The sequence below is a fragment of the Cytobacillus pseudoceanisediminis genome, from assembly GCF_023516215.1.
Taxonomy (GTDB): domain Bacteria; phylum Bacillota; class Bacilli; order Bacillales; family Cytobacillaceae; genus Cytobacillus; species Cytobacillus pseudoceanisediminis.
The window spans coordinates 613,288-630,615 of the sequence record NZ_CP097349.1 but is presented as its reverse complement, the minus strand read 5'-3'; the positions used below and the strand labels follow the sequence as shown (position 1 = coordinate 630,615).

At 41.7% G+C, this 17,328-nt stretch carries 20 protein-coding genes, 1 pseudogene and 1 other annotated feature; of the genes and pseudogenes, 3 read left to right on the top strand and 18 right to left on the bottom strand.

The window, feature by feature from the left end; genetic code table 11:
• The first annotated feature begins 36 nt into the window (after positions 1-36).
• Positions 37-277: a binding site (T-box leader), on the top strand.
• Between the two features lie 88 nt (positions 278-365).
• The 8 genes from M5V91_RS03425 to M5V91_RS03390 form a co-directional block, all read right to left on the bottom strand.
• On the bottom strand, positions 366-809 hold the full coding sequence (locus tag M5V91_RS03425; protein ID WP_009333582.1) for a GNAT family N-acetyltransferase: 444 nt from the start codon (positions 807-809) through the stop codon (positions 366-368).
• 27 nt (positions 810-836) lie between these two features.
• Positions 837-1,646 (bottom strand): GNAT family N-acetyltransferase, encoded by an 810-nt coding sequence (locus M5V91_RS03420; RefSeq protein ID WP_251156804.1) that lies wholly within the window; start codon positions 1,644-1,646, stop codon positions 837-839.
• 17 nt (positions 1,647-1,663) lie between these two features.
• On the bottom strand, positions 1,664-1,858 hold the full coding sequence (locus M5V91_RS03415; protein WP_284521718.1) for a hypothetical protein: 195 nt from the start codon (positions 1,856-1,858) through the stop codon (positions 1,664-1,666).
• A 53-nt stretch (positions 1,859-1,911) separates the two neighbouring features.
• Positions 1,912-2,604 (bottom strand): hypothetical protein, encoded by a 693-nt coding sequence (locus M5V91_RS03410; RefSeq protein ID WP_284521717.1) that lies wholly within the window; start codon positions 2,602-2,604, stop codon positions 1,912-1,914.
• A 110-nt stretch (positions 2,605-2,714) separates the two neighbouring features.
• Positions 2,715-3,392, bottom strand: a complete 678-nt coding sequence (locus tag M5V91_RS03405; RefSeq protein ID WP_192908882.1) for an NAD(P)H-dependent oxidoreductase — start codon at positions 3,390-3,392, stop codon at positions 2,715-2,717.
• Positions 3,393-3,496: 104 nt separating this feature from the next.
• Entirely contained in the window at positions 3,497-3,967 is a 471-nt protein-coding gene (locus M5V91_RS03400; RefSeq protein WP_009333578.1) for a GNAT family N-acetyltransferase, read from the bottom strand.
• A complete protein-coding gene (locus M5V91_RS03395; protein ID WP_251174977.1) occupies positions 3,967-4,821 on the bottom strand; it encodes an alpha/beta fold hydrolase in 855 nt (284 codons plus the stop codon). Before M5V91_RS03395 ends, M5V91_RS03400 begins: the two co-directional genes overlap by 1 nt.
• Before the next feature lie 5 nt (positions 4,822-4,826).
• Positions 4,827-5,228: a VOC family protein gene (locus M5V91_RS03390; RefSeq protein ID WP_019382508.1), complete on the bottom strand. Its 402-nt coding sequence runs from the start codon at positions 5,226-5,228 to the stop codon at positions 4,827-4,829.
• Between the two features lie 130 nt (positions 5,229-5,358).
• Between M5V91_RS03390 and M5V91_RS03385 the strand changes: the two genes are divergently transcribed.
• Positions 5,359-5,988 carry a flavodoxin family protein gene (locus tag M5V91_RS03385; RefSeq protein ID WP_009333575.1) on the top strand — a complete coding sequence of 210 codons (630 nt, stop codon included), beginning with the start codon at positions 5,359-5,361 and terminating at the stop codon, positions 5,986-5,988.
• A 56-nt stretch (positions 5,989-6,044) separates the two neighbouring features.
• On the opposite strand, the gene M5V91_RS03380 is transcribed toward M5V91_RS03385, so the two are convergent.
• The 8 genes from M5V91_RS03380 to M5V91_RS03345 all read right to left on the bottom strand — a co-directional run bounded on the left by M5V91_RS03380 (position 6,045) and on the right by M5V91_RS03345 (position 12,891).
• Positions 6,045-7,076 (bottom strand): STAS domain-containing protein, encoded by a 1,032-nt coding sequence (locus M5V91_RS03380; protein ID WP_251174978.1) that lies wholly within the window; start codon positions 7,074-7,076, stop codon positions 6,045-6,047.
• Positions 7,077-7,342: 266 nt separating this feature from the next.
• A complete protein-coding gene (locus M5V91_RS03375) occupies positions 7,343-8,137 on the bottom strand; it encodes a HAMP domain-containing sensor histidine kinase (protein WP_284521716.1) in 795 nt (264 codons plus the stop codon).
• Positions 8,086-8,763: a hypothetical protein gene (locus tag M5V91_RS03370; protein WP_284521715.1), complete on the bottom strand. Its 678-nt coding sequence runs from the start codon at positions 8,761-8,763 to the stop codon at positions 8,086-8,088. The genes M5V91_RS03375 and M5V91_RS03370 overlap by 52 nt, the downstream gene beginning before the upstream one ends.
• Positions 8,747-9,433 carry a response regulator transcription factor gene (locus M5V91_RS03365; protein WP_251174980.1) on the bottom strand — a complete coding sequence of 229 codons (687 nt, stop codon included), beginning with the start codon at positions 9,431-9,433 and terminating at the stop codon, positions 8,747-8,749. The genes M5V91_RS03370 and M5V91_RS03365 overlap by 17 nt, the downstream gene beginning before the upstream one ends.
• Positions 9,434-9,505: 72 nt before the next feature.
• Complete coding sequence (locus tag M5V91_RS03360; protein ID WP_251174981.1) at positions 9,506-10,519, bottom strand: hypothetical protein; 1,014 nt, start codon at positions 10,517-10,519, stop codon at positions 9,506-9,508.
• A gap of 141 nt (positions 10,520-10,660) precedes the next feature.
• Positions 10,661-12,031: an MATE family efflux transporter gene (locus M5V91_RS03355; RefSeq protein WP_009333570.1), complete on the bottom strand. Its 1,371-nt coding sequence runs from the start codon at positions 12,029-12,031 to the stop codon at positions 10,661-10,663.
• 117 nt (positions 12,032-12,148) lie between these two features.
• Complete coding sequence (locus tag M5V91_RS03350; protein ID WP_251174982.1) at positions 12,149-12,475, bottom strand: ArsR/SmtB family transcription factor; 327 nt, start codon at positions 12,473-12,475, stop codon at positions 12,149-12,151.
• Positions 12,475-12,891 carry an SRPBCC family protein gene (locus M5V91_RS03345; RefSeq protein WP_251174983.1) on the bottom strand — a complete coding sequence of 139 codons (417 nt, stop codon included), beginning with the start codon at positions 12,889-12,891 and terminating at the stop codon, positions 12,475-12,477. Before M5V91_RS03345 ends, M5V91_RS03350 begins: the two co-directional genes overlap by 1 nt.
• A 172-nt stretch (positions 12,892-13,063) precedes the next feature.
• Here M5V91_RS03345 and M5V91_RS03340 point away from each other — a divergent pair, with 172 nt between their 5' ends.
• On the top strand, positions 13,064-13,918 hold the full coding sequence (locus tag M5V91_RS03340; protein WP_284521714.1) for a DUF169 domain-containing protein: 855 nt from the start codon (positions 13,064-13,066) through the stop codon (positions 13,916-13,918).
• 44 nt (positions 13,919-13,962) lie between these two features.
• The gene (locus tag M5V91_RS03335; protein ID WP_251174984.1) at positions 13,963-14,565 is read left to right on the top strand and encodes a class I SAM-dependent methyltransferase; all 603 of its coding nucleotides are present in this window, start codon (positions 13,963-13,965) and stop codon (positions 14,563-14,565) included.
• Positions 14,566-15,305: 740 nt separating this feature from the next.
• On the opposite strand, the gene M5V91_RS03330 is transcribed toward M5V91_RS03335, so the two are convergent.
• Both M5V91_RS03330 and M5V91_RS03325 read right to left on the bottom strand, forming a co-directional pair.
• Complete coding sequence (locus tag M5V91_RS03330) at positions 15,306-16,478, bottom strand: phenylacetate--CoA ligase family protein (RefSeq protein ID WP_019382498.1); 1,173 nt, start codon at positions 16,476-16,478, stop codon at positions 15,306-15,308.
• Positions 16,478-17,265, bottom strand: a pseudogene (locus M5V91_RS03325) (ABC transporter ATP-binding protein). Before M5V91_RS03325 ends, M5V91_RS03330 begins: the two are co-directional and overlap by 1 nt.
• Positions 17,266-17,328 lie beyond the last annotated feature (63 nt).

The following is a 17,328-nucleotide window of genomic DNA, read 5'->3' as shown; positions in this document are numbered from 1 at the left end:
AAAAAATATTTACTTGTCAACTAATTAATTTCAAATAATAAGTCGCTGACGAGAAGAGTAAGACAGGAATGCTTTTCCAAAGAGAGCCGGCATATGGTGAAAGCCGGTGTCCAGTACCTGATCCGAAGATCATCTCTGAGATGCAAAGCTGAAATACAGTAAGCTTTGACGGGTTTTCCACCGTTACATTGGAACGCGTATGATTGTACGTAGCTGAGTGCTACAGTTTTGAACTGCAGAATTAGAGTGGTATCGCGAGTATAGACTCGTCCCTTTCTGGGATGGATGCAAAAGCTTCTTTATAAAGAAAAACCAGGCTCTTAAACAGCCTGGTTTTCCTATTCCTTCACCTCAATTCCCGCTGCCTAGTTGAGAGTTTTCACAAACCCGGTACTGTTTGCCTGATACCCTAAACTTAAATAAAAATGATGAGCGTCTTCACGCTCAGTCCTGTTTCCGCTATTTAGTACGATTCCGGCAGCCCCCAATTGTTCTGCAAAATCTTCCACAGCCAGCATCAGTTTCTTGCCTGCACCAATCCCTCTGTAATTACTATCAGTAACTAAAGCAATAACACGGATATGAATGCCGTCAGTATTGTATAAAAGACCTGTATGGAATCCAGCCATGCCAATAACCTTATCTTTTAGACATGCCACTAATGTGCAGTAATCAGGATGTGAGCCGATGTTATTAAGTCTTGTTTCCATTTGCTCTTGCGATACAGGATAACCCAAGTCTCCCATTAAACGGGCAAGCTTGGGAATATCCTCAATAGCCGTTTTCCTGATATGTATCTTATGCTTCATTTTGCACCTTCCTGCCTTCAAGCGGTTTTATTCCCTTATCCAAATTGCTTTTGTATATCCAATTTTCAAACCTGCTTTTTCCATATTATTCTGGCTTACCGAACCAAACCTTGCCTGACCAGTCAGCAGCTCGGCATTATTTGTAATCGCTTGGCAGATTCGGGCTTGAATAAGCGCGCTGTGGACTCCCATGTTTCTGAAAGAAGGCAAAACAGCCGCGGCCGCAAGATTTGCCACCCCTTCTTCCATAAAAATGACACCTATTCCAGCTGGTTCGTTGTTTACAAATGCTAGGTAAAAGGCCCAGTTTTCATTGCCATAAAGCACCTCATTATTTTCAGCTATCCCCTGGCTAAGGAAACCAGGCATGCCAAATCCCTTTGTATATACCTCGCCGAAAAGATCAAATTCCTTTCTTTGTATCCTGCGTATATCAATGCCAGCATGAATGGGAAGATCCACAAGATCTGAAGGCTCCGCAAACAAAGTGGTATGGAAATCACATTGATAAAATCCTTTTTGATGAAGCAGCTTCAGTAAATCTGATGATCCGTTTGATGGTGTGATCTCCAATCGAATTGGGATTCCTTTTCCCTGGTAGAAATCAACTATTTGATCCAGAACTTCTGTATCGGCTTCCTTAAATCCTTTAACGAGATTGAATGATGGACCCGGAATATTCCTGGCAAAAAAAGCGGTTGTCTGGCCAATTCTTTTAATCTCAACGCCCATTGGGTTTTCATCCCGATTTTTAATAGCTGTCAATCTGGAGTGCAGCACATCTGTCTCTGCCTGGTCCAGCCTCTCAGCTAAGTCACTTTTCATCACTAGATTCATAATTTTCACCTCATTTATTAAACGTCAAGCCTTCCAAAAGAATGCAATATTTTATATCGCTTAACTGCAAGTATTCCTTTCCAATGATTGCGTGCAATTTGGAATTCATTATCAAATTGTCCCCAGCTCCAGGAAATATCCCATGTTCCTTCATTTGAGATCTGCTCAATATAGAAATCAAGATTATCATCAATTAACGTTCCAAATTTCATAGAAAGAGAATCTTCTGGATGCTCAGCAAAATCCAAGGGAGTGGCTGTATAGCCTAATCCCCAATCTTCTTTTTCTTCCCGGCAGCTTTGTATGCAAGAGCATTCACTTTCTCAGCCGTATGCTTGAGAGTGTAATTAATTCTGGAATCAAATTCAGTTTCCTGCTTAGACATTAACTTTACCAGCTTCTGAAAATTGTTAATTTCATGCCTATCCATCTCATCAGCTTCCATTATGTAATCAGCTGCATCCTTAATTGTTTCCCACCCTATTTCAGCAGAACTGGTACCAGGTGGTGACCAATGCAATAAGAACCCGGCAAGCTCCGCACTTGGGTTATAAGACCAATTTTCCTGGACATTCTCTGTCCAATGCCACCATGGAGCATGTGGGTACTCGTTGTTTGAAGGCATAACTGATGGCCACATTTTCTTCTCATGCATATAGCTGTGTTCTAAATAATTTACTAGTTTTTGTACAACATTTAACTCGGGTTTTGCTTCAATGTCCATCAAAATTTGTCCGGCCGCCCATGAAGCCATCGGTGACGAGTAAGGGGACCAGAAATCAGGTTCAATGCCATGGCCAAATCCTCCATCGTCATTCTGAAAAGCTTCAATACATTTTATTACCCCTTCATCATTAAGATCCTCAAAATGGTATGACCATAAAGCTGATTCAAGCGGCCTTGCATTTCTTTTAATCCATCTGCCTGTATTCTCAAATCTTTCTTTCGTTATCTTCATAAATTATTCCTTTCTTAATTAGGCGCATTTGATTTCTTATTAGTTTTCTAGCTATAATTTCAATTTCCTTTCTTAAGCAATAAAAAAGGAAAAGAGTCAAAGCTCTTTTCCTAATCAATCCACTTTATAATATCATCGAATGGTCTGCGTGTTTTCGGCCTTGGGTCTTTCACTCTGTACCCAAATGCACACATTACCGACAGCCCGAAGCTTCCTTCTTCAAGCAAACCTTCCTCATTCAGCAGCTTATTCATTTTTTCAATATCGAAACCTTCAATTGGGCAGGAGTCTATGCCAATTTGTGCAGCAGCGGTCATCATATTCCCCAGTGCGATGTAGCTTTGCTTACAGGCCCAATCAAAGAGAGGGCGGTCTCCTTCCAGAAGATCAAAATCAGACTTCTGGAATTCCTCTATCCGCTGCAAATATTTTTCCATCATTTCTTCGGGCATCCCCAGAGTATTTCTAAAATGATCCTGCAGATACTGGGAATCATATTTAGTATCTTTTTTCGTTCTTGCCAGGACTAAAACAAAGTGACTTGCTTCAGGCAGTTTACCGAATGCTCCCCAGGAGGCATTCTTAATTTTCTCACGGAGCTCCTGATTCTGAACAACCACAAAACGCCATGGTTCAAAGCCAAATGAACTTGGTGACAGACGGCCTGTCTCCAATATAAATCGAAAATCTTCTTCGGGAATTTCTTTATTTGGATCAAATTCCTTTGTCGCATGCCTGAATTGATAGGCATTCAGAATGTCTTCCTTTAAAGTTTCCTTTTCACGCAAAACCAAACACTCCTTTTCTGACTGTTCTAATTTTAACGTAACACATTACAGCATAACATTCATGAAATCAGCTTTTAGTTTGCCCTTTTCATTGCCCTCCCTAATCATTTTGGGCTCTGTCTTTGTAAATCCATAGACAGCCTGATCATATCCCGGCAAAGAATTCCATTTTCATGGATATCTTCTTTGTAATGCCGCACAAAAAAATCTCTATCGACCCCAGTGATTCTAAAACCGCATTTTTGGTAAAGAGCCAGCTGCCCGATACTGGAATTCCCCGTACCAATTTCAAGGGTTTTATTTCCACCTTGAAAAGCAAGCTCTATTGCATGCTGAAGAAGTTTTTTGCCGATGCCCTCTCCCTGATATTTTTCACTAACGGCAATATTAACAATCTCACAGGTTCCTGGCCTTGTGGCAAGAAGGATATAAACGCCGACTGCTGCTCCGTTAAGTTCAGCAATATATGTTTCCCCTCGATTTAGATAATCCTCAATAAATTCAATTGAAGGATCTGCCAATAATAGCAGGTTCATAGGAGGGGGCTCTGAATGGCCAATACTTCGAATCTTCATTATGTCCTCCTTTTTATGTCAAGGCTTTCAAAATAATCTTTGAAAATACTTTCTGTTTGTTCTTTCGGATCAAAAACGGAATGTCCTGCCCCTGCAATCAATTCTTCTTTTAATGAAGGGTGATATCTTCTAAATTCCTGCACCTCTTCTTCCTTTATCAGAGTGCCTTTTTCCTCTCCGCGCAATAAAAGGACCGGCCCTTCAATTTGATCCAGCCCATAGGTTAAGTCCAAATCCTCTGAATCCATCTGAAGTTTCATGGGGAGATCTTTATGAACCCTTGCGTGAATTCCATCTTCTTTTTTCACATAGAATTCTTCCTTTCTTTCTGCAAATTCTTCCGGGCTGATTTCCTGATTAGGGGAGATAGCCTGATAATGCTCCTCCCATGTCTGATGAACTTTATTTCTGGCGATTATGTTTTCAACCCATTCCTTTTTCATAACAAAGCTTTTTGCAGGAAAGTCCCCTACCACAAAGCCCTTTATTTTGCCCGGATAATCTACTGCAAACTGCACAGTATTCGGGACTCCCCTGGAAAATGAAATAAAGTGTGCTTTCTCAATTCCGGCGTGCTGGAGAACCGCCTCAATATCACTGGCCAGATGCCGGATTGTAAAGCCGGTCTTCGGAAGGCCGCTGTCCCCGCACCCTCTTAAATCAATTGAAATGACCCGTCTTGGTTTTCCCCATTTTCCTTGAGATAGTTTTTCCCCAATCCACCTGAACATTCTTCCATTTGAAAGGTTCCCATGAATGCATATTACAGGAAGGCTGTCATTCTCGAATGCAGGTATCCATTCCAGATAATGAAGGGTAAAGCCTTCCTCTCTTTCTATAAAATGATGCTCCATAGCTGTCATCTCCCCCGTTCATTTTTGATTACCTTTTTTATTTGAGTTTCCCGTTCATGCTTATCGATATATTCAAAATATCCAATTCTATTTCCCCAGGGATCCGAGAATGTTGCCCACTTAACAGGGACTTCTTTCCTCGAATGGATATCAAATGGTGTTATTTTTAATTCTGTGATCAGCCTTTCACGTTCCTGTTCAAGATCAGGCACACCCAGCCTAATTGGACCGCTTCCTATACTGGGAGTTCCCTCAGCTATCTGAAGCCAGCACCCTGTGATGAGTTCCCACTCTGCAAAACCTTCATGCGGAATGAAATCAGGTTGTTTATTAAGTAAAGTTTCGTACCACCACAGTCCCTTTTTCATGTCCAGCACCCTGAATTGAATCGTCATTTCATAGATCATTTTCAGTCCTCCCATCCCATTCCAATTTATGTAATTCGTTAAAATCATCACATTTCCTTTATTTTATTGTTTTTGAACCAAAGTAAAGGGAATTAAGAGTATTGGATAATAGAAAGGGAGTTGATTAACCATGACAATTAATGCTTTAGTATTAAACTGTACGCTAAAAAAGAGCAGTGAACCCTCCAATACCGATGCACTTATAGATGAGGTTATTAAATTTTTTGATGAAACGGAAGTGGAAACAGAGGTCATTACAGCTGCAGACTTTAAGATTGGATATGGCATTACTTCTGAAGCTGTGGATCAGGAGGATGAATGGCCGGATATTTTTAAGAAGGTTGAAGAGGCAGATATCCTTATCCTTGGTTCTCCCATCTGGCTTGGCGAGCAAAGCAGCATCACCACTAAAGTGATCGAAAGATTATATGGAGGGAGCAGTCTGACCAATGAAAAAGGGCAGTATATTTATTACAATAAGGTTGGCGGCGTAGTGGTGACCGGCAATGAAGATGGAGCCAAACATGTTTCGCGTTCTGTGCTATATTCACTCTCCCATATGGGATTCACCATACCGCCAAATGTTGACACCTATTGGGTTGGAGAGGCTGGTCCCGGCCCATCCTTCATTGAAGCAAAGGGCTATGAAAATGACTTCACAAGACAGCATGCCAAAATAATGGCCTATAATTTAATCCATTTTGCTAGAATGTTGAAAGCTCATCCGATACCTGCAGAAGGAAATATCGTTAAAGTCTAGTTGCATTAATAAGCAGTAAAAAACCAGCACTGGCCCTAAATGCTGGTTTTTCCTCATTATCTTTTAGTAGAAATCTCCAATCCCAATTGATCCAGTGCGTGGGTGATACCCTGCTGCAGAATAGAAAAACAAGGAATTTGTGTTTCTTTATTTCCGCTCTCTATTATTTGGAGGCTAAGTTCTGGTGAAATCCCGACAAATATGCAGTTGCTGCCCAATAGGGAAGCGGCTCGGACAAATTTCTTCAGGAAATCCAGAGTATATTGATCTACCCCTTTTAATGCAGTTAAGTCCAGTATTAGATACTCAGCTTTATATCGGGGAAGATTCAGTAATGTTCTGTTCAGCAATTCCTCTGCCCGCAGCTCTTCATATCTTCCAACCAAAGGGATGACTAAAATGGAATCGATCACAGGTATAATAGGAGAAGAAATCTCTTTAATGATTTCAGACAATACTCTGGTCTGCTCAGCAATTTCCTTTTCCAGCTCTTTCTGGGAGCTCTGTGTCCGCTCTTTTATCATTGCGCTAATATTCTGGGAAGGTGTAATTTCGGATTCGAAAAATTCGTATTCGGAATACTGGTCCCCCTGGACCTGGCTTTGCCTCACTTTATACCATATATTTGTTTCAAACAGGCCGCTTAACACCCCTGCCCAATGTCCAGGCAAAAAAGTGCCTTCTGTTTTTTTCTTTTGAGCAATATTAATCTTATATTCCCAGCCGCTGTTAACACGTACAATGGCTTTCTTTTCTTCGAGACAGAAGGAAACAATGTCTGTTTTTCCCCAACCAGCAGTTAGATAAATATTGGGCAGATGATTGATAATGTCTTCTTTTTCTTTATTCGATTCCAAATAAAATTTGCTGACAATTTTCCCTGTACGGTACCCTGCTGTTTCCAGCACAAGCTTGGCCGACTCTTCACCAGAGATTTCTTCAATGGAGTCCAGCAGTGTCTTGAAAGCTGTGTTTATCCAAAATACTACCACATCGTCGTTCTCAAATCTAAACGTTGCATCATCCAAATCCCAATCGAATAAAGATCCATTTACATTTATTTCATATTTGGAAGATTTAGTCTCCATCGAATGCCCCCTCATTTTATACTTTCGTTGCTGTCTAGTCATCTATTTAAAGAACATTATTATTCTACCCTCAAGATTATTTCGGAGTCAAAAATGTATATGCTTCTGTTAAACCCTTATTAAATATGAAAAAAACCTTTGAAATATAGCTGCTGAAATTTGCCGCCTGCGAGTCAAAATCCATTCAACTTTCAGCATCTTATCGTGCAGAGTTTTTTATTCACCTCCAAAAAAAGAGATAGGCAAGCAAGTCTCCCAGCTTATACCTACCCTTCTTCTTCCCACATAATCGTAAATGTACTGCCTTTTGCCGAACTTTCTTTTAGAAATAAATTTGCGTGCAAAGCACCAGCCAGCAGTTTGCTGAATGGAAGCCCCAAGCCAAGCCCTCTTACTTTCAGCTTTTTCTGTTCACCCCTGTAAAAACGCTCAAAAATATAAGGCTGCTCCTCTTCCGCTACTCCTGAACCAGTATCATGAACCTCAATAAATTTCTCACTCAATATAACAGTAATGCTGCCATCTTCATCAATGGCATGATAAGCATTATTCAATAAATTAATCATAATCTGCTGCAGACGGTACGGGTCTGTTGATCTGCAGATGGTTTCAGAGGGCACTTCTACACGATAGTGAAAATGGCCTTTCTGAGCCAGTGCCCATTGCCTTACAATATTCTGCACGAGCTTATTCATATCACAGTTTTCGGGCCTGATTGAAAAAGCACCGGACGAAAGAGAATTAAAATCGAGCAAGTCCTCAATCATTTTCTGCAAACGGCTGACTTCTTTTAAAGAAATATCAAGAAATTCCTCTTTTTCTTCCCCGCTTACAACATCATCACGCACTGCCTGAATTAGACCGCTTATAGATGTGACAGGTGTTTTCAAATCGTGTGTGACCCCAGCCAGCAATTCTGCCCTAAGTTTTTCAAGGTGCATAAGCCGCTCAGTCATTTCTTTAAACGATATGATTAAATTATGAATCTCTTCCTCATTGGCCCTGGCTTTCAGTTCGATTTTATAGTCACCTTCGCTGACCTTCGAGGCAGCTTGAGCCACTTCCTGAATGGGTCTCGAAATTTTCCTGGAAAGAAAATAAATGACACTCCATCCGAGTAAACCAATCCTGTGAGCATGATAAATAACAAGGAATATTCCTGATTTACATTCGTCAAATCATCTGCGCTTTGGACCACCACGACCCATCCAACCTGGTTATTATCGAATGATATCTCCGACTTAACAGCATACACCGCCTGACCATCCTCTGTCTCCAGTTTTTGGACGTTCTTTTGGTTCTCAAGCAAATCTGCAGGCAAAGTTCCGAGATTGGGACCAGCCTGGTTATTTCTCTGCATACGTCCAGATTTTTTATATAATATCTGTCCATTTAAATCGCTTATAAAAACCTGGGGATCAAACTTAAATTCCAGCAGCTTCGCTCTTTCCTCCAGCATTCTATTAAAAAATGGATCAAATTCGATGCCGCCGTCCTGCTGTACGACACGATCTGCTGTTTCAACAGCAACGTACTGCAGCAAATTCAGCCGGTTTTCAAGAGTTGTCTGCCTGATCCACCACATAGATCCCGCTGCCAGTAAGATAAGTCCGATGACAAGTGTAATAAGATAGCGGGTTGTCCAATAGCGGAGCAGTGTTGTTCTTTTGTTATTTTTCATAAACATGGAATTGGTACCCCATTCCTCTGAGCGTCCTTATTTCACCTTCTGTTTCCGGCCAGTCTGTTAATGCCTGCCGTATCCTCTTTACGGCCAAATCGACAGCACGGTCGCTTCCGTCATAATCCATTCCCCAGACATGTTCAATCAACTGATCCCTGGTGAAAGTTCTGTTAGGCCGTTCAGCCAAAAACAGAAGCAATGATAAATCTCGCGGAGTCAAACTTACTTCCTTGCCATTCAGGAAAATGGTATGCGCATTAAAATTTATCGTTAAACTTCCATATTGTTTTATATGTTCATCCGTGTACACATTTGCTGATCGCCTCAATACGGCATTCACACGTGCAATAACCTCATCTCCGATAAAAGGCTTTGAAATATAATCATCTGCACCTGTATTCAAGCCCTTCAGCTTGTAATCAATATCCCCCAGCGCTGTAAGCATGATAACAGGACATGCGCTTTTTTCACGAATTTTTTCAAGCACACTCCAGCCATCCATGCCAGGCATCATAATATCCAGGATCACAAGCTGTGGTGAGTGACTGAAAAATTGCTCAAGAGCACTGGTGCCGTCATATGCTGTTAGAACTTCAAACCCTTCTCGCTGCAAATAGGCGCTTAAAACCCTGGAAATAGCCAATTCATCTTCTGCCACAAGGATCTTTTTCATTTTACTTTCCTCCAATATGTTAACTATACAAGAAAAATCCCCGGATTTGTACACGGGGATTTTTAAAACTTATTACAAAGAGCCTGAGTCTGTATCTGTTTCAGTTAGACTTTCTTTAGATACGCGCTGCTTCATGCTGCCATCTTTCCCATGCCCATGACTGCCTCTCATTTCCTTCATGCCCAACCCTTTAATATCCATAAAATTTTCTCCGAGTACATCCTGTAATTTAGCACTGTCCTTCTCTTCTATTTCCGAGATAAGTTCTGCTGTTGATTTATTATTGGTGGAAATACCCAAGTCCTTAGCGAGATCAGTCACTTTTTTCTCCCTGACCTCTTGAGCAATTTGCTGAATAAATTTCCCATCTATTGATATGCCCAGTTCCTTCGCTTCTATTTTGACCATCACGGAAAATACCTCTTGCCAAGCTTCCCTGATATCTTTGCCTTCTATGGAGATTCCCAGCTTTTCTGCCTCTTTTTTTACGGACGCTGTGTATATTTCTTCTGATAAGGTCTGCAAGTCTTTTCCATCAGTAGAAATCCCAAGCTCTTTTGCCTTCTTATTTAAGGAAGCAGCCTGTATTTCTTTCTTAAGAGTATCCAAATCTTTGTCTTCAGTCGATACTCCCAGTTCTTTGGCCTCCTCTTTCAGTTTTGCTGTACCGATTTCTTCATGAAGAGCTTCTGCATCTTTTCCTTCTGTCTTGATGCCCAATTCTGCAGCTTCCTTTTTCAGCTTAGCAAGCATTACTTCCTTCATAAGGTCTTCAGTATCTTTTCCATCCGTTTTAATCCCAAGCTCCTTCGCTACTTTCAGAATTTCTTCTTCCCTGATTTCACCAATTAAAGTTTCGGCATCTTTTCCTTCTGTTTTAATGCCGAGCTCTTCAGCCCTTTGAAGGACAGATTCAGAGTCATTAGTAAACCCCCTGCCATGATGTCCAAACCACTTGTTTTTAAATTTCCAGCTTAACTCGCCTTTTTCTGCAGAAGTTACTGTATCAGATGCAAAAGATGTTGTCGCATATCCACCTGCCAATAATAAACCTGCAAGGCTAAAACCAATGATTGTCTTTTTCATTCCTATACCTCCTGAATATTTTCAAGGCCAAGCATTCTTAACCTCGACTTTACTATATCCGGGCAATATGTCAGGTAGATGTCAAAAAAAACTTAACAAATAAAAAAACCGTCAATGCCGCAATAAACGGCCAGACGGTTTTTAGCCTGCTTCCCGAATTTCTTCATTGATAAATTTCCTCTTCTGGATAAAGATGAGCCGCATTGAAAGACAAACACCTGCAGCAAGAAGCCCGAAGGTAAGGCCAAGCCAATATCCAGTAGCCCCGAGGCTGGTATGATGTGCAAGAACGTAGCCAGCAGGCAGACAAATCAGCCAATAAGCAATCAATGTGATAACAAACGAAATATTCACATCTTTATATCCTCTTAATGCAGCTTGTGCAGTAGCTTGGATGGCATCAGAAATCTGGAAAAACAGGGCGTAAATCAGAAAATGGGCAGTTAAGGCAATAACGGCACTATCAGTAGAATAAAAACCTGCAACTTCATAGCGGAAAAATACGACCAGCAGCCCAGTAAACAAGGCAATCAATACGGCTAAATAGATGCCAAGCCAGCTGTAGGCTTTTGCATCCTTATACCTGCCTGCACCCACTTCAAATCCGACTAACACTGTCTGCGCCATGGAAATGCTGATCGGGATCATATACAGGAAGGAAACAATGTTTAATGCAGACTGATAAGCGGCAATAGTTGTCACATTGAATTTACTGATTAAGATGGTCACCACTGCAAACATACTCGTTTCAAAAAAGATTGACAATCCCATGGGTACTCCAATCTTTAAGATTTCTTTGCATTTATCCCATGAAAAATCATTAAGACCGCTGAATATCGTATAGTTTGAAAAAGGCTCCTTCGTTTTTATAATAAAAGCAGTCATGACAAGGATGAACCAATAAGTAATAGAAGTTGCATACCCTCCACCTGCTCCTCCCAGTTCAGGAAATCCCCAATAGCCAAATATCAGGACATAATTCAGAAAGAAATTGATTGGAAGCGAACAAAACAAAATCACCATTACAACTCTCGTTTTGCCGAGTGCATAGATGAAAGATCTTAAAACATTAAATATGAATAAAGGAACGATTCCAAAGCTGAGTCCCACAAGATAGCCCCGAGCCGTTGCTTCCACAGCATTAGTCAGATTCATGCTATCTAGCAGCGGGTCAAGCAAAAATGAACCCAACAGAATGACTGCAAAGGCAATAACAAAGCCCAGAAATATTCCATTTTTTACGATAGAAGTTACTTCCTTGTTCTTTTTCTCTCCAAACGCTTGAGCCGCAATTGGAGATACAGCCATTAAAATTCCGCTGAGCCCGGTAAAAACAGGATTCCAAATGGAGGAGCCTATCGCTACGCCAGCAAGGTCGGAAGCATTATATCTTCCCGACATGATCGTATTAAAAAAGACCATTGCAAACATGCCAAGCTGCGTGATTAAAATGGGAATTAACATGATGGTAATTTGCCTGATCTTCTCCTGTAAAGTAAATGTCTGATACATCCTAAGGACTCCTTCTCAAAATATTAATCATAAATATCATTATATTATATCTTTAAGAATAAAGACCTTATTTTTAGACAAAAGAAAAAAGAGCTGCAGAAGCTCTTTTTCAGGACATCACTCATTTTCTTCTTCAAGTATATATTTAAGTTTTTGCAGCTTATTATTCCAGAATTGTTCATAATAGGACAGCCATTGCTTCAATTCTGTCAGCGGCTCAGGCTGGAGATGGTAGATTCTTTCTCTGCCTGCCTTTTTCCCTTTTACTAACTCAGCTTCAGAAAGGATCTGAAGATGTTTTGATATGGCGGTACGGCTTATGGGAAAATGAGCACTTATCTCTGAGATCGGGCGTTCTTTTTCAGCCAGCAGCCTCAATACTTCTCTCCTAGTTGGATCGGCGATTGCCTGAAACACATCATGTTTCCTGGCAGAAGCACCCATTATTCCTCAACAACCTTGCCAAGCTTCGCAAGAATTCCAGTCCATCCATGTGACATTCTTTCACGGATAACTGCACTCTCAGCTTGAGCTTTCTCAACCAGTTCATCTGACTGTTTCCAGCCGCCATGTATAAGAGTAAATTCAGTTTTGCCGCCCAAATCTTTCAATAGGAAAGATACAAACCATCCATCTGTATCCCATTTAAAAGAAAGCCGGTTGGGCTCATCCAGTTCTGTGACCTTACACGGGGACGGACCAAATGGGGACTGAATATGAAATTCATAGCCCAGCTCAGCCTTAAAATCATTTGGCATAAACCACGCTTCGATCCCTTCCGAAGTAGAGACTGTCTTCCAAACTTTTTCAATCGGGGCACTAAGTATAACTGTTTGTTTAATATCCTGAAGTGTTTCCATTTACATACTCTCCTTTAATTATAAAATACAACCTTTTGGTTTCATTTAAATCATATACAACCTTTTGGTTTCATGTCAACTGGAATATTATGATGTTTTCTAAAATAAAGCCTAAATATGCAGGTTAATCCATATAATTTACAGAATTAATCTAATATCTAAAGGAGGGATCATGATGCAGGAAACGATTCAAGCCCAAAAACTTTCTGATCTGGAAACTGCGATTCTTACATATGTGAGACCCGATACTTTTCCGCTGGCTATAAGAGTTTTGAAAAAAGAGGAGGAATTGCCTGTCAGGGTAAAACGTCCGGCAAGAGACTTTGGCAAAACATTCAGCATCTGTCAGGGTGTGACAATGTCTAGAAGATATGGCTGGTCCATTGCCATGGGCAAAGAAGACTTATCATGCCCAATTGCCAAAATCGCTTTTGGATTTGAAGAGGAACTCGACTATTACTCAAAAGGCAGCTTAACAGATGGCATGTATACAAAAACCTGTGACCTTGGCGCCTTAACCGAAGCGGCAGTTCCTAAATTTTCAAAAGAGGAAGCCGGAACTGTATTAATGGCTCCTCTGGGGAGAGCAGCATTTGAACCGGAAGTAATCACTGTTTATGGTAATTCAGCCCAAGTCATGAGAATGGTTGCGGCTGCCCTCTATCATACGGGCGGTGAAATTACATCCACTTTTACGGCTAGAGCTGACTGTGCCGATATCGTTATTAAGACCATAAAAACCGGTAAGCCGCAAGTGATCCTGCCATGCTATGGAGATCGGGTTTTCGGGCAGACACATGATCACGAAATGGCCTTTACCATTCCTTTTTCCATGGCAGATGAGTTTGCTGAGGGATTACAGCAAACCCACAAAGGCGGTGTGCGCTACCCAGTTCCAACCTACCTTCAGTATGAGGCAAAGTATCCGGACACGTATGAGAAGCTTAACGAGATGTTCGACAGCCTCCCTGATTATTTGATGCTGGTGCCCCTAAGAGAGGTACCGGCTTGTTTCATTTTAGGATAAGAGTAAAATAGAAAAAGACAGCTATTATGAAAAGAGTGAATTTTTTGAGCAGCTTATTCCCATCCCTATATGATTTGGCCATGCAGCCTCTAGAAAAAAGAAAATTCCGGAAAATCAGAAGTGAAATTCTTTCCATGGTGGACGGCCGGGTACTCGAAGTTGGTGCCGGCACAGGCATTAACTTCCCTTTATACAAAAAGGCGGATCGGGTCGATGCCATTGAACCAAACCAGGCAATGATTGAAAAATCTATTCCTCGCAAAAATGCGGCCGCAGTACCTATCCATATCCACCGGCAGTCAGCTGAAGTTCTTGAATTTGCGGACAAAACTTTTGATTCAGCAGTTGCCACTCTTGTTTTCTGCACGATACCAAATCCTGACAAAGCGCTAGCGGAGATCAGACGAGTATGTAAGCCAAAGGCAAAAATACTATTCTTTGAGCATGTTAAAATGGAGCAGCCCGCTCTGGCATTTGCCCAGGAAGCCCTGAATCCTCTATGGAAACGAATTTGTGACGGCTGCCACCTAAACCGTGATACACTTCTGTCTATTCAGAAATCCGGCATGAAGGTTACGAATGTGGCTTCCTATTATAAAGGATTGTTTCTGGTAATGGAGTGTGAGAATAGCGATGGCAGCCTTTAATGTTTAATTAGCGGCACCATTTGGGATTGCTACTCTATCTTTGTTGTTGGCAGCTGAGTAGCTACCGTTTTTTCCCTCTTAACATTTTCGGCTTTAATCCGGCTGGTTAACTATCAGTTTCTTCCTCCCCTCTACATTTTCGGCGTTAATCCAGTCGATTAACTACCAGTTTCCTCCTCCCCTCCACATTTTCGGCCTTAATCCAGTCGATTAACTACCCTTTTCCTCCTCCCCTCCACATTTTCGGCCTTAATCCAGTCGATTAACTACCAGTTTCCTCTCCCCTACCACATTTTCGGCCTTAATCCGGCTGATTAACTATCAGTTTCTTCCTCCCCTCTACATTTTCGGCCTTAATCCGGCTGATTAACTACCCTTTTCCTCTCCCCTATCACATTTTCGGCCTTAATCCGGCTGGTTAACTATCAGTTTCTTCCTCCCCTCTACATTTTCGGCGTTAATCCAGTCGATTAACTCCCCTTTTCCTCCTCCCCTCCACATTTTCGGCGTTAATCCAGTCGATTAACTACCAGTTTCCTCTTCACAACCACATTTTCAGCGTTAATCCGGCTGGTTAACTACCATTTTCCTCTCCCCTAGCGCATTTTCGTCATTAATGTGAAAGATTTACTCCCATTCTCTTATTCATGATCCACTTTCGCCTTTATTCATAGTTCAAAATTAGAAATCCTTTTCAGTTCTCTATAAAAAAGAAGGCCGATTCAATCAGCCTCCTTTGACTACACCTTCTTTAATTCGTAATTCCGGTTATCCACCAGCTTCTTATCATCCTTTTTAATTGAGCCTGCCGCTGTTAATTTCAGGATTGGCTTGACCCGGATCACATCCTGAATTTTTGCTGAAAGCTCAGATTCCAAGCCTTCCTCAGACTCTATGAAAATGGCAAGCTGATCCTGCCCGTTCTCATTTGTGACAACAGCCTGGAAAATCGAATACCCTGCTTCATTCAAGATCTTTGCAAGCTGTTTTTCTCTTACAAACATTCCTTTTACCTTTACACCATCACTAACACGCCCCAGCACTCCTGCAATCCTTTTTCCTTCGTACCCTTTAACCCAGCGGGAGAGGTCGCCCGTGCCAAAGCGGATGAGCGGGTAGCTCTTATCAAATAGAGTGACAACCACTTCCCCTTCTCCATCTGAAACCTCCCATCCAGTCTGCGGGTCACAGATTTGCACGATGGCAGAATCAGTTATTCTCAACCCCGGGCCCTGCTTGTCTTCAAAAGCAATACATCCGCAATCCGCAGTCCCATAGCCTTCATATACCGAAATTCCATTGTCTTCACACCTTTTCCGCATTTGTTCAGTCAGCATTTCAGCAGTAAAGAAAGCTTTGTTCAAGACAACATCATTTCCCATCTTCCATCCCTTTTCTTCAAGGGCATCAAGTAAAAGGCTAAAGAAGCTGGGAGTTCCCACATAGCCGGTTACCCTGGTATCCTTCATGATCTGAATCTGCAGTTCCCGATTCCCGGTTCCTGCCGGGATGACAGTTGCTCCTAATTCTCGGAGTGCCGAGTCAAACATAAAGCCTGCCGGTGAAAGATGATAGGAAAATGTATTCTGAACAATATCATTACTGTTAAAACCAGCTGCCCTGAGAGCTTCTGAGAAACGCCAAAAATCCTTCTCGGTGGTTTGCGGATCATAAATTGGTCCTGGTGACATAAAGATTCGTGCCATCTCATTAGGCTTTACAGCTGAAAGGCTTCCGAAGGGCTGATCTGCAGATTGCAGTTCCGGCAATTGGTCTTTTTTAAGCACGGGAATTTTTTGTAAATCCTTTAGAGATAGAATGTCACTTGGAGAAATATGTGCCTCATCAAGCTGACTTTTAAAGCCTCTTGCATTGTCATAGGCATGCTGGATCACTTCCTTCAGCTTTTCCACTACAGCCACCTCTTTCTTCTTTTATAAGATTTAATATCTTTATAGCTTTTCCGTCCCTTATCCCCCATTCCCAGGTAAAATTCACGCACATCCTGATTGGAAAGGAGCCGGTCCACCGTTCCATCCATCACAATCCGGCCGTTTTCCATGATGTATCCATAATCGGCAATCGATAAGGCAACATTGGCATTTTGTTCAACTACCAATATCGTGGTCCCCTCTTCTTCATTGATTTTTTTATGATCCCGAAAATCTCTTTTACTAATAGTGGGGCCAGTCCTAATGAAGGTTCATCAAGAAGCAGCACCTTTGGCTTTGCCATGATCCCCCTGCCAATGGCCAGCATTTGCTGCTCTCCTCCTGACAGATAGCCGGCCTGCCTGTGCTTCAGCATTTCAAGCTTTGGAAAATAATGATAGACTTTTTGAATATCACTTTTAATATTCTTCCGGTCTTTCCTGGTATGTGCACCCGCAATCAGGTTATCTTCCACAGATAGGTGCTTGAATACGCGCCTTCCTTCCATGCACTGAAAAATGCCTTTCTTTACGATGGTTTCAGCATCGCTTACATCAATGCGCTCCCCATACAGCTCGATAAATCCGTCTGTTACTTCACCATTCTCACTTTTCAACAGTCCGGAAATGGCTTTAAGGGTAGTCGTTTTCCCGGCGCCATTACTGCCGAGCAACGCAACTATTTTCCCTTTGGGCACCACCATTGACATCCCCTTTAGTACAAGGATGACCTTATCGTACATCACTTCGACATTGTTTATTGTCAGCATTCATCTGTCCTCCCAGCTTTATAAACTCTTTCTCTATTTATTCGTCCCAAGGTCAAGTTCTGA

What these genes read in the sequence shown, in the direction of transcription:
- M5V91_RS03425 (WP_009333582.1), bottom strand. Translation starts at nt 809, where the DNA reads ATGAAGCATAAGATACATATCAGGAAAACGGCTATTGAGGATATTCCC.
- M5V91_RS03420 (WP_251156804.1), bottom strand. Translation starts at nt 1,646, where the DNA reads ATGAATCTAGTGATGAAAAGTGACTTAGCTGAGAGGCTGGACCAGGCA.
- M5V91_RS03415 (WP_284521718.1), bottom strand. Translation starts at nt 1,858, where the DNA reads ATGAAATTTGGAACGTTAATTGATGATAATCTTGATTTCTATATTGAG.
- M5V91_RS03410 (WP_284521717.1), bottom strand. Translation starts at nt 2,604, where the DNA reads ATGAAGATAACGAAAGAAAGATTTGAGAATACAGGCAGATGGATTAAA.
- M5V91_RS03400 (WP_009333578.1), bottom strand. Translation starts at nt 3,967, where the DNA reads ATGAAGATTCGAAGTATTGGCCATTCAGAGCCCCCTCCTATGAACCTG.
- M5V91_RS03395 (WP_251174977.1), bottom strand. Translation starts at nt 4,821, where the DNA reads ATGGAGCATCATTTTATAGAAAGAGAGGAAGGCTTTACCCTTCATTAT.
- M5V91_RS03390 (WP_019382508.1), bottom strand. Translation starts at nt 5,228, where the DNA reads ATGATCTATGAAATGACGATTCAATTCAGGGTGCTGGACATGAAAAAG.
- M5V91_RS03385 (WP_009333575.1), top strand. Translation starts at nt 5,359, where the DNA reads ATGACAATTAATGCTTTAGTATTAAACTGTACGCTAAAAAAGAGCAGT.
- M5V91_RS03380 (WP_251174978.1), bottom strand. Translation starts at nt 7,076, where the DNA reads ATGGAGACTAAATCTTCCAAATATGAAATAAATGTAAATGGATCTTTA.
- M5V91_RS03370 (WP_284521715.1), bottom strand. Translation starts at nt 8,763, where the DNA reads ATGTTTATGAAAAATAACAAAAGAACAACACTGCTCCGCTATTGGACA.
- M5V91_RS03365 (WP_251174980.1), bottom strand. Translation starts at nt 9,433, where the DNA reads ATGAAAAAGATCCTTGTGGCAGAAGATGAATTGGCTATTTCCAGGGTT.
- M5V91_RS03360 (WP_251174981.1), bottom strand. Translation starts at nt 10,519, where the DNA reads ATGAAAAAGACAATCATTGGTTTTAGCCTTGCAGGTTTATTATTGGCA.
- M5V91_RS03355 (WP_009333570.1), bottom strand. Translation starts at nt 12,031, where the DNA reads ATGTATCAGACATTTACTTTACAGGAGAAGATCAGGCAAATTACCATC.
- M5V91_RS03350 (WP_251174982.1), bottom strand. Translation starts at nt 12,475, where the DNA reads ATGGGTGCTTCTGCCAGGAAACATGATGTGTTTCAGGCAATCGCCGAT.
- M5V91_RS03345 (WP_251174983.1), bottom strand. Translation starts at nt 12,891, where the DNA reads ATGGAAACACTTCAGGATATTAAACAAACAGTTATACTTAGTGCCCCG.
- M5V91_RS03340 (WP_284521714.1), top strand. Translation starts at nt 13,064, where the DNA reads ATGATGCAGGAAACGATTCAAGCCCAAAAACTTTCTGATCTGGAAACT.